This is a genomic window from Vibrio xiamenensis, assembly GCF_900100015.1.
Lineage (GTDB): Bacteria > Pseudomonadota > Gammaproteobacteria > Enterobacterales > Vibrionaceae > Vibrio > Vibrio xiamenensis.
On record NZ_FNDD01000003.1, the window covers coordinates 105,267 to 119,874 of the forward strand.

General features: G+C 44.2%; 13 protein-coding genes and 1 pseudogene. 3 read left to right on the plus strand and 11 right to left on the minus strand.

Annotation, left to right across the window (positions count from 1 at the left end; genetic code table 11):
• Positions 1-61: 61 nt before the first annotated feature.
• Positions 62-496, plus strand: coding sequence for a DoxX family protein (locus tag BLS03_RS03675; protein ID WP_093269847.1), 435 nt, complete (start codon positions 62-64; stop codon positions 494-496).
• Positions 497-600: 104 nt separating this feature from the next.
• Here the strand turns inward: BLS03_RS03675 and BLS03_RS03680 are convergent, their stop codons facing one another.
• Entirely contained in the window at positions 601-1,494 is an 894-nt protein-coding gene (locus tag BLS03_RS03680; protein ID WP_093269850.1) for a LysR family transcriptional regulator, read from the minus strand.
• A gap of 139 nt (positions 1,495-1,633) precedes the next feature.
• On the opposite strand from BLS03_RS03680, the gene BLS03_RS03685 reads away from it, so the two are divergent.
• Positions 1,634-1,990 carry a MaoP family protein gene (locus BLS03_RS03685; RefSeq protein ID WP_093269853.1) on the plus strand — a complete coding sequence of 119 codons (357 nt, stop codon included), beginning with the start codon at positions 1,634-1,636 and terminating at the stop codon, positions 1,988-1,990.
• A gap of 95 nt (positions 1,991-2,085) precedes the next feature.
• On the opposite strand, the gene BLS03_RS03690 is transcribed toward BLS03_RS03685, so the two are convergent.
• The 6 genes and pseudogenes from BLS03_RS03690 to BLS03_RS03715 form a co-directional block, all read right to left on the minus strand.
• A complete protein-coding gene (locus BLS03_RS03690; protein WP_093269855.1) occupies positions 2,086-2,346 on the minus strand; it encodes a DUF3081 domain-containing protein in 261 nt (86 codons plus the stop codon).
• Between the two features lie 537 nt (positions 2,347-2,883).
• Positions 2,884-3,195, minus strand: a pseudogene (locus BLS03_RS26070) (bactofilin family protein); the annotation flags it as partial.
• A 14-nt stretch (positions 3,196-3,209) separates the two neighbouring features.
• On the minus strand, positions 3,210-4,154 hold the full coding sequence (locus BLS03_RS03700) for a M23 family metallopeptidase (protein ID WP_093269862.1): 945 nt from the start codon (positions 4,152-4,154) through the stop codon (positions 3,210-3,212).
• Between the two features lie 168 nt (positions 4,155-4,322).
• A complete protein-coding gene (locus BLS03_RS03705; RefSeq protein ID WP_093269865.1) occupies positions 4,323-5,711 on the minus strand; it encodes an SLC13 family permease in 1,389 nt (462 codons plus the stop codon).
• Positions 5,712-5,895: 184 nt separating this feature from the next.
• Positions 5,896-6,747 (minus strand): alpha/beta hydrolase, encoded by an 852-nt coding sequence (locus BLS03_RS03710; protein WP_093269867.1) that lies wholly within the window; start codon positions 6,745-6,747, stop codon positions 5,896-5,898.
• A 101-nt stretch (positions 6,748-6,848) separates the two neighbouring features.
• Positions 6,849-7,457: a TetR/AcrR family transcriptional regulator gene (locus BLS03_RS03715; protein ID WP_093269869.1), complete on the minus strand. Its 609-nt coding sequence runs from the start codon at positions 7,455-7,457 to the stop codon at positions 6,849-6,851.
• Positions 7,458-7,592: 135 nt separating this feature from the next.
• Between BLS03_RS03715 and BLS03_RS03720 the strand changes: the two genes are divergently transcribed.
• A complete protein-coding gene (locus BLS03_RS03720; RefSeq protein ID WP_093269872.1) occupies positions 7,593-8,549 on the plus strand; it encodes an AEC family transporter in 957 nt (318 codons plus the stop codon).
• A gap of 70 nt (positions 8,550-8,619) precedes the next feature.
• On the opposite strand, the gene BLS03_RS03725 is transcribed toward BLS03_RS03720, so the two are convergent.
• From BLS03_RS03725 to glgB, 4 genes are all read right to left on the minus strand, one after another.
• Entirely contained in the window at positions 8,620-9,006 is a 387-nt protein-coding gene (locus BLS03_RS03725) for an MAPEG family protein (protein WP_093269874.1), read from the minus strand.
• A gap of 209 nt (positions 9,007-9,215) precedes the next feature.
• A complete protein-coding gene (locus tag BLS03_RS03730) occupies positions 9,216-11,054 on the minus strand; it encodes an acyltransferase family protein (protein WP_093269877.1) in 1,839 nt (612 codons plus the stop codon).
• Between the two features lie 5 nt (positions 11,055-11,059).
• On the minus strand, positions 11,060-11,779 hold the full coding sequence (locus BLS03_RS03735) for a GDSL-type esterase/lipase family protein (RefSeq protein ID WP_093269880.1): 720 nt from the start codon (positions 11,777-11,779) through the stop codon (positions 11,060-11,062).
• 539 nt (positions 11,780-12,318) lie between these two features.
• Positions 12,319-14,499, minus strand: coding sequence for a 1,4-alpha-glucan branching protein GlgB (glgB, locus tag BLS03_RS03740; protein WP_093269881.1), 2,181 nt, complete (start codon positions 14,497-14,499; stop codon positions 12,319-12,321).
• Between the last annotated feature and the right edge of the window lie 109 nt (positions 14,500-14,608).

Sequence of the window (14,608 nt, forward strand, 5' to 3'; positions counted from 1 at the left end):
TCAATCGCTGACGCAATACCAAGTAACCACGTCAGATATTCATTCTATTGAGGTAAGTACAATGAACGCACTAATTAAAAAAATCACTGCAACTAGCGCTGGATACGCACCTTTAGTGCTACGCATCCCAGTTGGTATCATTTTGATGGCTCACGGTTCTCAAAAATTGTTTGGCTGGTTTGGCGGCTACGGCTTACAAGGCACTGGTCAATGGATGGCGTCAATCGGTATCGAACCAGGCGTGCTAATGGCAGGTCTTGCGGGTGGTGGTGAATTCTTCGGTGGTCTACTACTGTTGATCGGTCTGTTGACTCGTCCAGCAGGTATCGTGACTGGCTTTACAATGTTAGTGGCTATCTTCTCTGTGCATATTTCAAACGGCCTGTTCCTGACTAACAATGGCTACGAATACGCGCTTGCGCTTCTCGCTGCTTGTGTGTCTTTAGCTGTCTCTGGTGCAGGTAAAGTGTCAATTGATCAATCACTAAGCAAATAATTGCCCCATATTGAAAAAGCCTCGGTATTCACCGAGGCTTTTTTTGTTGCGATTGACCCATTCTGAAATGTATCCACGTATTAAAGATGAATGACGACCATCGATTATTCATCACCTGGTGATTGCGCCGACTTTTGTAGACTGTATGCGGTGATCGGATCAATATCTTTTACTAACTCTTCAACTTGTTTAATCGCCTCAACCGAAGTGCTGGCTTTGCGATAGCTTAAGTAAATCGGGCGATGCCACTCTTCAACGCCTGTAACCAAAAACAGCTTGCCACTGGTGATAAATGGTTCCACCAGCGAAATCGGCAAATAAGCGCTACCGCCCTTTTCCAAAATGAAATCCAGCGCAATACGTGCGGTCGAGGTGCGCAAATAAGGCGCAGGAACTTTGGGGTGACGCTCAGCGTATTCGGAAGAAAACTTCGTGCCCCAATCCACATACACATATTTATCTTCAAACACGGTTTGAGCATCGGTGAGCTGTGTTGAGACCAATACCAGCACAGTATCGGCCACTTTTTTACAATTCAGCTCATCAGCTTTGATTTGGTCAAAAGCAAACGCCATATCCAACGTGCGCTCTTGTAAGCAGCGTACGAGCGCTTCTCGCCCCATCACTTCTGCCATAAAGCCGTAGCCGCTGAAAGCGCCGGTAACGACGCTCAGACAGTTTTGCAGATAGGAATCCCACACATTAGGGGTTCCCCCCATAGTCAGCTGCAAGGCTTTGCCATTTTCCATCGATAATTCAAACTTAGCTTGCTGCAGTGTGGTCACCATCACATCGGCGTAATTAACCAATCGTTCACCGGAAGAGGTCAGTTTGATGTTGTTTCGGTCACGGATAAAGAGTTGAGTGTCAAAATAGCTTTCCAGCTGTTTGATTCGCGCACTGACGGCAGCTTGCGTAATGTAGAGATTTTCGGCTGCTCGACCAAAATGACGAACTTTTGCTAACTCTAAGAATGTTCTGAAGACTTTTACGTCCATTCCACTGTTTCCTTGGCCACTGAATCGCCAGAATAATAATCAGAAATTATCAAGACGATAAAAAAAATTTGTTTTTCTTTTGCTGAAATTACGCCTAATTTTCGCAATGAATCATTAATACAGATATAGAGGCTGTGACATGTCTGACATCGAATTTCGTCCAGGCAAAAAACGATTTTACGACAATGTAAAATTCCCACGCGGATTTGCAAAGTCTGGAGATTTTACTCTTGGTGAAGAGGAAATCCTCGTCACCTACGGTGATACTATGCTTGCTCTTGAATCTGGTCAACTTGAACCAGACAATGCGGAGGAAAAGCATTTTATCAAAGTGGTTGAAAACCCAGGTAAAGCGAAAACCAAACTTGAGCGGACATGGTTGAAATATACTCAGCTAGCCCGTGGTCGCAAACGCTTCCATACCCTAAATGGACGCAGTAAGCCTGACGCGAATGAAGATTTTTCAGAAGACGAGAGCCTAGTCGAAGAAGACTAAACGCAGCGGATACTTAAGAGCAGCTCTATTTGAGCTGCTCTTTGCCTTATCTTTCTCCCAAAGCCTAATGGCTAAAGTTGGCTAACAGGCTTTGTTTAGCTTTTCTCATCAGCCAGCAACAGCACTTTTTTTATAAACGCCTCTTTCAAACGCTCCTGCTCATATTCGAGATGGTAAGTGTTATGGAAACCCATTTTTAGCTCAACGCCATTACCTTTCATATACACGGTATATCCGTCGTAATCGGAATAAGCTTCTACGCCTTGATAAATTTTTCCGAACTCGGTTTCAGTGCCATTTTTGATAATTTTTTCATAGGCAAGCAGGACTTTAGCGGGTTCAAGATCGTTTTTCATCTCTGACTCCTAAGGTTGATAAACCTTTCAAGTAAATGTTATTCAGGCAAGCACCGCATCATTGCGGTTGCAATGAACTCGCTATGACGGTATCCGCAGCGGTTGCACTGAATTCGAACCAACGACTGCAAACCATCGTTACAGGCCGTATAGCGTAAACGATGGTTAATGAACGACTTTTAAAGTATTGATGATACAGACAGTTTAAGCCATAGCAGCGTTGCAAATGGAGCACGATTTTTCGCCCTTTTAACTGAGCTGTGATGGGCAATAAGATGGTCGAGGAAAAGAAGACACTAGCTTGCCAAGCAACTGACGCAAAACAGCCGACAACAAAAAAAGAAGCCAAAAGGCTTCTTTTTACTGATAAGAACGTTGATGAATGCAATGTTTAGCTCGCGGTAATTAACCTTTTACCGCTTGCTTTTTGACCTCAGTCGGCGCGACTTTCGCACCCGCTGCCGGTTTTATTGCATCTTTCGCCGTCGTGGCTGTAGAAGAGACAGAAGATGGTGTGCTCGACGGTGCACTTGCCGTTGACGCCGCTGAACTGGTGGTGGATTTAATCTCTACCACGTGCTGTTCAATCGGCTGCTCTTTAGGCTTTGCCGGATGCGTAACACCATTGAATTTACCACCTTGCTCAATGCTGAGATCATCGGTGTAAATCGTCCCGCTCACACGACCTTTGGCGAGAACTTCAATTTTATCTGCATGGCACGTGCCTTCAAAAATGCCGTTAATCACCACTTTTGATGCAAAAATGTCGCCTTTCACTTGACCGGATTCACTCACCACCAATGTCTTGCTGACGTGAATTTGTCCTTCGATAATTCCATCAATTTGAATATCGCTTTCGAGTTTTAGCTCCCCGGTGACAAAGCAACCTTTTGTGATGAGAGTTGTAGCTGATTGCTGACTCGTAACTCCACTTTGTCTACTAAAGATTCCCATCGGATACCTCTTACGCTAAATATTGATTCAAAGTCATTGACGCCCCAATGAATAAACGGTTTGGGGTCTAACGCTCTACCTAAAAAACGCACTTCATAATGAAGATGCGGACCAGTGGATATTCCGGTATTGCCAGAATAAGCAATCAGATCACCTTTCTTCACAAACTCGCCCGATCGAACGGCAAATTTACTCAAATGCAAAAACGAACTTGAGAAGCCGTAAGAGTGTTGGATGCGCAGAAAATTCCCTGATCCCTTTGTACTTGGACGAACCACTTCCACGACCCCATCTGCGGGTGAATAAACCGGCGTACCGACATTCACAGCCCAGTCTTGGCCACGGTGCATGGTTCGTTTTCCAGTGACGGGGTGAATACGCATTCCATAAGGAGACGATAATCGCCCGCTTGTCACAGGAGCGCCACTCGGTATTTGAGTCAACATCTGCATTCGAACCGAAGAAGTGATCGCAGCCGTATCAAGCCGTGTTTCTAACTGGTTCTGTCCTTCGGTGTCGTCCATACCGAGCACTTTTTCTAGTTCACCCAAACGATCGGAAACTAAGTTGATCCTCTCTTCCCTTTCCAGCAGATCGCTTTCTAGGTTCAATTTAAGATCCCTTAGTGAGCCCAATTCTTCGGTTAAACTGGAAGATTTCTTTTCTAATTCATGCTGCTTTAGTTTAGCAAAATCCACCTCATCTTTGAGGTAGTAGATGGTGCCGCCCGTTGTACAGATAACTGCAAACGTAAGAATTCCAAGGCCTTTTAGGCACTTGCGCAGCATTTTACTAACATGAAAGTGTCTCGTTCCGTGAATAGACGAGACGGATATCACGAGCGTTTCTTTCATCTGATTCTTTAGTTTAGCCAAACTCCTAGAAATCGATACTATCAAGAAAAGCCATAAACACTAGCGTTTCTCTGCACTATTTACCGTATAATGTGGATCAATCTCTCAATCAAAAAAAGGGAGGCTTAGCGCCTCCCTTTTACGTTTAATGTTGTCGATTTTTGGTCGTTACGCCCAAAATGACATGGCAATAAATGTCAGTACCACACCGCAAATCATATTCAGTACTAATCCGACTCTGAGCATCTCATTTTGCTTGATGTGACCAGAGCCAAACACGATCGCATTGGGTGGGGTTGCGACGGGCAGCATAAACGCGCATGACGCCGCGACCGCGATCAAAACAGAAAGCACCACCGGCGATAAACCAAATGCCTCAGCAACGGTCGCGAAGACCGGAATCAGCAGCGCAGCACTGGCTGTATTACTGGCAAATTCGGTCAAGAACACCACAAAAAATGCGATGATGGCGATGATAAATACCATCCCCATATTGGCAATGTGTTCACTCAGTACATTGGCTAAAAATAAACTGGTGCCTGTCGCTTTGAGGACGTTGCTCAAACAGATACCACCGCCAAATAGCAATAGCACGCCCCAATCCGCCGTTTTTTCAATATCTTTCCAGTGTACGACGCGAGCAAAGCTCACCGCGATGATCGCACCTAGAGCAATCAGAGTGTCGAATTTGGCGTAACCACCAAGCATGGCATTAATGGGTTTACTGAAGATCCAAAAAAAGACTGTCAGTGCGAAGATGCCTAAGGTAACGACTTTGCCTTTATCCCAGTCAACCGCTTGGTGATTTAACTCAAACTCACCGTCCAAGTTAGGCTTAACCACAAAGTACAACACCAAAATCGCCACTGGCAGCAAAATCACAGCAGTTGGAATGCCAAATGCCATCCAATCGGTAAACGTTAAACCCACTTCTGCGGCCGCGATCGCATTCGGTGGGCTACCGACCATGGTGGCGATCCCGCCGATACTGGCGCTGTATGCGATACCAAGTAACACAAATACATAGGTTTTGTGCCCGCTTTCTGAATTGACTTTACTCAACACGCCGAGCACCAGAGGCAACATCATCGCTGCAGTGGCGGTATTACTGATCCACATAGACAAGAATGCCGTCACACCAAACAGCATAAACACAGCGACACTCATTTTACCGCGGGCCATGAGCAATACTTTATCGGCAATGACTTTATCTAAGCCTTGCTTGTGCATCGCGGCGGCAAGCGCAAAACCACCTAGAAACAGAAAGATGATCGAGTTAGCGAAACTATTTAACGCGGTTTGAGTGTCAAACACACCAAACAGGACGGCCATCACGGGCACCAGTATCGCGGTCACGGTGACGTGCAGCGCTTCGGTTAACCATAAGATGGCGATAAACGTCAGCATGCTCAAACCCAATACGACTTTAGGTTCAAACGGTAGGGTAAAGTAGAGAACAAAGAACAGCACAATGTCGGCAATCACTATTATGCTGTTACGGTTAAACAACCATTCACGGGTATTCGAGGGCAAGGGGACACTATCATTTCTATTCATTATTATGCTTCCTTATGAAGGCCATATGGGCGTTAACTATGATCCCATATGTCTTCACCAGTCGATAATAATCATTGCAATTTTGTTACCCTTATCAAACTTATGGTTTTACATTTAACACCATGATAACAATGGAAATATATTAATAATCAAATGGCATTATGACCTATGTCATTACTCGGTATTAAGACTTGGTCAATGCATCAAACGCTTGCATCACTTGCGCGCAGGTCATCACACGGCCATGACCCTGACCTTGAGTTGCGACCAAATTCACCGCCGGCATTTCGTCCGCAGCGCGCTGTGACACATCAAATGGCGCAAATTTATCCAGTTGATCATGCACTATGGTGGTCGGACAATGGCGCGCCGCCAATTTACGGTACGGATCAATGGACTGCAGTGGATAGTGGTACTGCTGCTCGAGTTGTTGCGCGACGGCGTTAAACAGTTTCATTGAATAACCAGAGCGCTGTAAGCTGCCAAACAGATTCTCCAAATACTCCAAAACCGGCGCAATCAGTAACAAGGGACAGTCATGCAATTTTTGATGGCGACATTCCAGCAATGCCGCCGTCCCCATACTGTGACCGACCACCCCGGCTAAATCGTCAATGCTATCAATCACCGATTCAAGCCCGCGCACGAAACTTGGAATATGCCCGTATACGCCTTCGCTAGAACCATGAGCCGGATGATCGTATGCCAACGCAGTAAACCCTTGCTCAGCGATGTGTTCCATTAGTGGCAGAAATTGATTGGCGCTTCCCGACCAACCGTGGATCAACAGCCACACAGGCCCACTCCCCAGTCGATAGGTCGTCAAGCGTCCTTCCGAGGTTTGTAATTCCCCTTTAACCAGTCCACTAGGCTCTGAATTTTTTGGTTTAGAACGTACAGGCGTCAGCAGCAGTTTTCGTGCGACTTTCTCCGCATGTTTAGGGGCAACAGTATGATGTAAGCGAGTACTCACATTAACCAGAGTTCTTTTCAAACTGAACTTGTTAGAAGTATTGAAATAGATTTTCTCACTCATGGTCTTTCTCCTCATCACGCTCGTCATTTTTCGAACGAACGTGCTTTTTTTCATTAAAACATCACCAAGTCGCTAAGATGCTCTCGCATCTAAACTGTGACTTAGTCACTGGATTCGAGTATTGATTGCCAACGCTGAAGCAATTGCTCCACTGCGGTCCAAAAATAGCGATCACTTTCAGATTTGCCATGAATGGAATAAAACAGATGGGCGCTAAGGTACAGACCGTAGAGCTCAAAAGCGGCTTGCTTTGGGTCAAGAGCCTGATTGAATTCGCCGTTCCTGATCCCTTTTTCAATTTGAATCACCAAATAGTCAATCCACATAGCGATGGTGCGTTTTAACGCCGCTTGCAGTGGACAACGACCAGATTGAGCATCTTTCCACGCGTCTAAAAATAGACAACTGCCTTGAAACGAATGGTTCCAGTTGAGCCAGTTCTCCAGCAGACAACGTAATTTATGCTCAATTCGCTGTTCATCAAGATCGCGTGCTGGGTCGATGACCCGCGACACAAAGGTGTGATGAGTAAATTCCACCAGCGCCAGTTGCAAATTTTCCTTGGATTGAAAATGGGCAAACAAGCCACTTTTAGACAAGCCGCAATGCTTGGCCAAACCACCAATCGTGAGGCTTTCTAAACCATTAACGCTCGCCAGTTCAAACGCCTGCGTCAAAATAAATTCTCGAGTGATTCGGCCTTTAGTCATTGATTGCACTTATTTATTCAAACTGAACGATTATTAGCACGAACGTTCTTTTTTGTAAAATTAATTTCTTTCCCAGCGAAATCAGCGCACAATGGCGTGCTTTGCATGAAAAGGACACGAATTCAAGGAGTTGATATGGCAAACATGGTTGAGCAATTGGCGTTTTCAGCCTCAATAACGGGCCCCATTTGCTTAATGTTATTACTTGGTGTGATTTTAAAACGCACCAACGTCATCAATGAAAACTTCATTGATATCGCCTCAAAATTGGTCTTTAAAGTCACGCTACCAGCGTTACTGTTTCTTAGTATTATCAAGTCCAATCACGACTTTGGCTCAAGCGCACCGCTGATCGGTTATGGCTTACTTGCGAATCTGGCTTTCTTTCTATTTTCCACATTTGCAACCAAGCGCCTGTTTCCAGACCCGAAAGATCAAGGCGTGATCATTCAAGGTGGTTTTCGCGCCAATACTGCGATCATCGGCCTTGCATACGTTGCTAACGCCTATGGCGATTCAGGCGTTGCATTAGCGGCAGTGTATGTCGCCTCAATGACGCTGCTGTATAATATCCAAGCCGTTATTTGTTTAAGCCCGAAAGGCGAAACTTCAGGTAAGCAGGCCGCTGGTGTTATCGCTAAAACCTTAACCAAAAACCCACTCATTATCGCCATCATCATCGGTATGGTGTTTTACTTCCTAGCCATTCCAGTGCCTAAAGTGGTACTCGATGCAGGTCAATACTTCGCTAATATGACGCTGCCCCTTGCCTTACTATGTACAGGCGGCTCACTAGATATTGGCTCGCTCAAACACGAAAAGCATTCCACTTGGTTCTCTACAACGCTCAAACTGGTCATTTCGCCTCTGGCTATCACCGCAGGTGCCATCGGGCTTGGTTTTCGTGGCATTGAGTTAGCGTTGGTATTTTTGATGAGTTCAGCGCCCACAGCGGCGGCCAGTTACGTGATGGCTCGCGCGATGGGCGGTAATTCCACGCTGGCGGCAAACATCATCGCGCTCACAACCGTTTGCTCGCTCGTCAGCTGTACGATTGGTATTTTTTTATTGTCTACCTGGCAATTGATTTAAACCTATCGAAAGGATCGAAAAAGGCGAGCTTTGAGCTCGCCTTTTTTGTTTGTGAATATTCGAACTTTGCTTAAAACAGCTCAGAGTAAGGCAGATATACGAGGTTAAGAATCACCAGTAACACCATAACAAAAAATGTCATCAGCATGCCTCTCACCCGCCATTTTAACGTTGCTGATAAAATCGCTTTCGCATGCGCAACTCGACCGATACAAAACACCACACCAGCCAAATGCAGCCATAAATGTGCCGCACCGTTATATTCCGCTAACATCATCATGATGAGAGTAATGGGAATGTACTCCATTGCGTTGGTCTGGGCACTACGCGCCATTTGTAAGCTCCCCACGCCTCCGTCCCCTAAAGAGATCTGGTGACTCTTGCGCTGCTTAATCACACCTATTGACAGAGCGACCATCCATGCACCCAATAATGCCGCATACAAAGCAGTAATCATGTGTTTCTCTCCTATCGGCCTGTTGGCATGGTTCGGACAACTTTATCTAGTTAGAACGGTTTCACCTAGTTAGAACAATTTCATCTAGTTAGAACAATTCCATCTAGCAACAGGCACCATTGCCGTTAATCGATCAATTTAGCGTATAAAAAAAGGACCTGATATCAGGTCCTTTGTCATTTTTGAAGTCGGAGGGATTTCGCGCTCAATTATTGAAATATTGATGCGCCAGCTCCTGAGCCTTCATAAGCTTTGGCTAACCATTTCGCACCGTAAACCGATAAATGGTCGTCATCGGAATAGTACAGGATATCGCCATCACGATAAGCTTTCTTATCGGAAACATAAGCATATGGGTCGACAAACTCGCCACCATTACTGATGACAATGTTCTTAACCAATTCATTGTATTTTGGATACTCATCGCTAATGGTGATATTGGTATCACAATGAACACCAAGACGAATACAGTTGCTGACTTTCGCTGGGTTAACGGTTAGAAGCGGCGGCTGCGCCAAAACCACAACCCGTTTACCTTCTTTGACTAAACCAGAAATCATATCGCCAAGCCCTTTCGGTAAAGTATCCCAGCGGAAGGCAATGAAGATCAGATCCGCTTGATCTGCGACCTTATCAAAGGCTTTTCTCACCATTTGGCATTTCTCAGATGAACCTTTCAAACCCAGGCCACAACCACCGGAGGCGTATAATTTCACATCGTAATCGTATTTGTTGGCAAGCTCTGAAACGTACTCGAAATAGTGTTCAGCGTGGCTATTACCAAAGAACGCGATTTTCTTATTACTGTCAGTACGACCACCTTCACAACCCAAGTTAACCAAGTCTGGACACTTGTTTTTATCAATGTGGCTGTACTGGAAGTTTGCATCAACTAAGTTGGTCGAAAGGCGTTGCGGCACACCTTTGTTGTACACTACATACGCTGCGATTGAGCCCACAATAATGGTTGGTAGCAGGAAGTAGTAACAACCCACATAAATCGGTTTTAACGATAACTTACGTAGCGGGCGCTCAACGATAAAGAACGAGATCAACGCCAACGAGAACATTGCAATAGCGGCAAGAACTTGAATATTAAACGGTAACGAATAACCGTCACCCTTGATATCAAACACGTAACGAATATATGCCAGCACAGGCCAGTGGAACAAGTACAAAGAGTACGAGATCAAACCAACAAACACTAACACGCGATTCGATAGCAGTTTATTGACCCAAGTGTTGTCACTGTTGATCAAAATTGCAATCGGTAGACAGATTGCTAACGCAATGAAGCCTGGGAACGGCGAAGAGTTATCCACCCAAACCATCAACAGAGCGATTGCCGCAAGAGCAACCGTTGCCAGTCCATTTGATCGAAAGCGTGGCAACTTACCGCTGACCGACAGCAATGCAAGCAACGAACCCACCAACATCTCACCAAAACGCGTAAACAGCAGATAGTAGCTAAGAGATTGATACTGAGGCGTTCTTGACATGTATTCAGCTAATACAAAACTGGCGATACAAAATACAATCAGAACGGTAAATTTGCGCTTATCAAAGAACTTAATTAAAAGGAATAAGGTTATCGGAAACGTAAAGTAATATTGCTCTTCAACTGCCAATGACCAAGTATGCAGTAGCGGCCACTCAGATGAGTCATTAGAGAAATAATCCCCTGTGCGCAGTGCATATTGCATATTTGAAGCAAAGAACAATACACTTAACGTTGAGATCCCGACCTTATAATATTCATAAGGTAGCGAGATAAAGTAACCAATACCTAATACTAAAATCAATAGTAGAAATAGTGGAGGAAGAATACGCTTGGCACGGCGAACATAAAAATTCGCAAAGCTAAATGTATTATCCAATTTCTCTTTATAGATAATCCCGGTTATCAAAAACCCAGAGATAACGAAGAAGATATCGACGCCTAAAAAACCGCCACTTAGATACGACGGTTCGATGTGAAAGAGGACGACCGAAAGAACAGCTATGGCTCTCAGTCCATCTATGTCTGGGCGGTAACTTTTTGTTTTCAATTAACTTATCCCTTGATCATCGCATTCAAGAATACGTTTATTACATGAGCCCACGCGTTATAACCAGCTGCATTCAAATGCAAGCCGTCATAAGTAAACTCAGGGTTTAACTTGCCATTCTTCACCATAAAAGGATTTAAATCTAAATAGGTAACACCCGATTGTTTAGATAATTTAATTAATTCCTGATTGAGAAGAAAAATATTATGGTTGTCACGTTTTCTGCCATCGGTTAGCAAAACAGATTGAATCACAATGTATAAGCCTTTACTCTTCAAATAATCAATAATACTCGTGACGTTATTTTTGATATTTTCAAAAGATTCGTTTATACCTAAGTCATTCACACCTATCATTAAAAACACGATACTATTTTTATTTTGACTCAACATTTCGATTCGATTTAAAACACCATATGAAGTATCACTAGAAATACCTAAATTAACTAGATTACGATGCTTAATATGATTTTTTAGATCGAAGCCTTCTGTCAGACTGTCACCCAAAAATATGATATCGGCGTTTTTAATGTCTTTTTTAAGCTTAGAAAAACCTTCCATCTTTCTTTTATAGTAATTCGTATCATAAGACCCACCATAGTACAGACGCCTTAACTCTGCTTGTGCATAGTGGAAGCCTGGCCATATATAGATCCATGAAAGAACGCCATAAATACCCGTAAAAAGCGCTAATACGACAACAATTTTTATGGGGCGAATGCGCATATTGTCTTTTTTAAATTGGTTTAAAGCCTACTGACTAAAAAATAAATATGCTATTAGCCACCCAAATCAACGTAAATATGACCAAAAATTTGGCCTTACTTGCCAACTTTACAAGTTATGATTACGGTTTAAAACCACTTGAGCGTCTTATTTTTTGGACAACAAACATAAACTTAACCTTTATAAAAAAGTATAAAAGTGCTCAGTTACGGTCTAAAAATCATTAGCTTAAAAATAATTTCCAAGTTGAATGTTTACTAAATCACGTGATCCATTACAGGTTGATAAATAAAGACTTCTATTTGTTTTTATTAACAACAAAAATGCAACAAGATTCATAAATTAGGAACAAAAATAGAAGACAGTTCAGGAAAGGAAAAGACAGAGAGTATTAATATTTAATTGCAAATTTTTTGTTTATTGTTGAATTTTCCCAACATTGAGAAATAAGTGCTTGGTATCACCTAAACCTATACCAAGCACGGTACTATTCGAATACAGTGTTCACTGGATTTATCGCTAATTTATACTCATCGAATTTAACTAAATTTGTAAAAAACCGTCGCTAAGGGCGGTAAAACTAGTTCTATTGATTGAGCTAATCCTTCACTTGCCACTTTTTCCGTTTGAACTTTTTCAGCAATACCATAATCACTGCCGTGATAGCGTTTATCATCGGTATTCAATAACAGTTGGTATGTTCCCACATACGGTACTCCTAAACGGAACCTATCATGCGGCACTGGCGTGAAGTTAGTAATCACCAGAATCCGTTCACCTTTATCGCTCAAACGCTCATGAGCCAACACGCTGGCGTCTGCTGCATCTTGCAAGCGCCACTCAAAACCTCGCGGTTCACTGTCTAGTTCATAAAGCGCAGCTTCGCTGCGATATAAATGGTTTAAGTCACGAATCAAGTTTTGAATCCCCTGATGGCGTTCAAACTGCAACAAGAACCACTGCAGTTGATCGTCATGATTCCACTCAGCCGTCTGACCAATTTCCGCGCCCATGAAGTTGAGCTTCTTGCCCGGTTGGCCATACATATAACCGTAATAGGCGCGTGCGTTAGCGGTTTTTTGCCACTCATCGCCGGGCATTTTGTCTAAAATCGACGCCTTGCCATACACCACTTCATCATGGGAGAGTGATAATACGTAGTTCTCACTGTGCGCGTATATCAGCGGGAACGTCACGGTATTGTGGTGGTATTTGCGATGTACCGGGTCCTCTTTAATATAAGAGAGACTATCGTGCATCCACCCCATGTTCCACTTGAAACCAAATCCGAGCCCACCAGCAAAAGTAGGTGCCGAAACGCCAGGATACGCGGTTGACTCTTCAGCAATCGTCATCGCATTCGGGAACCATTTATAGACTTCTTCATTCATCCATTTAAACATCGCAATGGCATCGTAGTTTTCGTTACCGCCATCGATATTTGGGATCCACTGGTCATGGCTGCGCGAATAATCCAAATAAAGCATCGAAGCCACTGCATCGACACGCAAACCATCAATATGGAACATCTCAAACCAATACAGAGCATTGGAAACTAAAAATCGGCGCACGTGTTCACGGCCTAAATCGTAAATGTACGAATTCCAATCTTGATGCCAGCCGCGGCGCGGATCCGGATCATGAAACAACGGCGTTCCATCAAAATTCGCCAAACCATGATCATCAGAAGGAAAATGGGCCGGAACCCAATCCAACACCACGCCGATACCTGCTTGGTGGCACGCGTCGACAAAGTATTTAAAATCATCTGGCGAGCCGTAACGGCTGGTCGGCGCAAATAGTCCAACCGGCTGATATCCCCAAGAACCGTAAAACGGATGTTCTGACACTGGCATCAGTTCAACATGGGTGTATTCCATATCGACCAAATAAGGCACAAGTTGGTCGGCAAGCGCTCGATAATTTAAGAATTCCCCATCCGCGCCACGTTTCCAAGAACCAGGGTGCAACTCATAAAACGACAGCGCTTGTTTGCGCTTTTCGGTAACCGGCCTTGCTTGCCACTTTTGATCTTGCCACTGATAAGCGCGGTGATCATAGACCACAGAGGCAAACGATGGGTACTGCTCAGCAAAAAATCCCCACGGATCGGCTTTATGTGGTAATCCTTCCCCACTTGGCCCTTTAAGTTCAAACTTGTATTGAGTACCCGCTCCTAACCCTGGAACAAAAATGCCCCACATGCCGTAGTCCAGACGCTGCATCGGTAAACAGCGGCCATCCCACTGATTGAACGGTCCGATCAAACTGCAAGATTGCGCATGGGGTGCATAAACCAAAAAACGCACGCCAGATACATGGTCACCGCCACGTTCTAGGGTGATAAATTGCGCTCCCATGTTCTGATACATGGTCTTAGGGGTGTGAAGATCTTCGTACTCAGCGTAGATATTGTGATACTGGTATGGATCATCGACCTCTTGTTGGAAATCCCCCCAATCCACAAGTAAACGATAATGGGTCGATGATAAATCAGGACCGTTTTGAAGGAAAAATGCCGAATCGCCCTCGCGTGAAAGTGCTAGAGGCTCTTGTTGGTCAATAAGCAGCGATACGTTATTCGCGCCTGGCATCCACACTCTAAGCGCTCCTTGCTTAGCGTCGATAAATGGCCCAAGAAATGAAAATGGGTCTGAAAATGAAGCATGTGACAGCTGGTTATGTATGTAATCAATCTTAGTAGCTTTCTTTTTGCTCAACTGTTTCTCCCTAACCGAACGTTGCCAGTTTGACCTAGTCTTAAAACTATAAAGCCCGCTATCGCGGGCTTTATCACGTGATTAAAGTGTAGCGAATTCAACTCTGATG

Excerpts from the sequence above, each read along its gene's own strand:
- BLS03_RS03675 (WP_093269847.1), top strand. The coding sequence starts at position 62 with ATGAACGCACTAATTAAAAAAATCACTGCAACTAGCGCTGGATACGCA.
- BLS03_RS03685 (WP_093269853.1), top strand. The coding sequence starts at position 1,634 with ATGTCTGACATCGAATTTCGTCCAGGCAAAAAACGATTTTACGACAAT.
- BLS03_RS03700 (WP_093269862.1), bottom strand. The coding sequence starts at position 4,154 with ATGAAAGAAACGCTCGTGATATCCGTCTCGTCTATTCACGGAACGAGA.
- BLS03_RS03720 (WP_093269872.1), top strand. The coding sequence starts at position 7,593 with ATGGCAAACATGGTTGAGCAATTGGCGTTTTCAGCCTCAATAACGGGC.
- BLS03_RS03710 (WP_093269867.1), bottom strand. The coding sequence starts at position 6,747 with ATGAGTGAGAAAATCTATTTCAATACTTCTAACAAGTTCAGTTTGAAA.
- BLS03_RS03680 (WP_093269850.1), bottom strand. The coding sequence starts at position 1,494 with ATGGACGTAAAAGTCTTCAGAACATTCTTAGAGTTAGCAAAAGTTCGT.
- BLS03_RS03735 (WP_093269880.1), bottom strand. The coding sequence starts at position 11,779 with ATGCGCATTCGCCCCATAAAAATTGTTGTCGTATTAGCGCTTTTTACG.
- BLS03_RS03705 (WP_093269865.1), bottom strand. The coding sequence starts at position 5,711 with ATGAATAGAAATGATAGTGTCCCCTTGCCCTCGAATACCCGTGAATGG.
- BLS03_RS03715 (WP_093269869.1), bottom strand. The coding sequence starts at position 7,457 with ATGACTAAAGGCCGAATCACTCGAGAATTTATTTTGACGCAGGCGTTT.
- BLS03_RS03725 (WP_093269874.1), bottom strand. The coding sequence starts at position 9,006 with ATGATTACTGCTTTGTATGCGGCATTATTGGGTGCATGGATGGTCGCT.
- BLS03_RS03690 (WP_093269855.1), bottom strand. The coding sequence starts at position 2,346 with ATGAAAAACGATCTTGAACCCGCTAAAGTCCTGCTTGCCTATGAAAAA.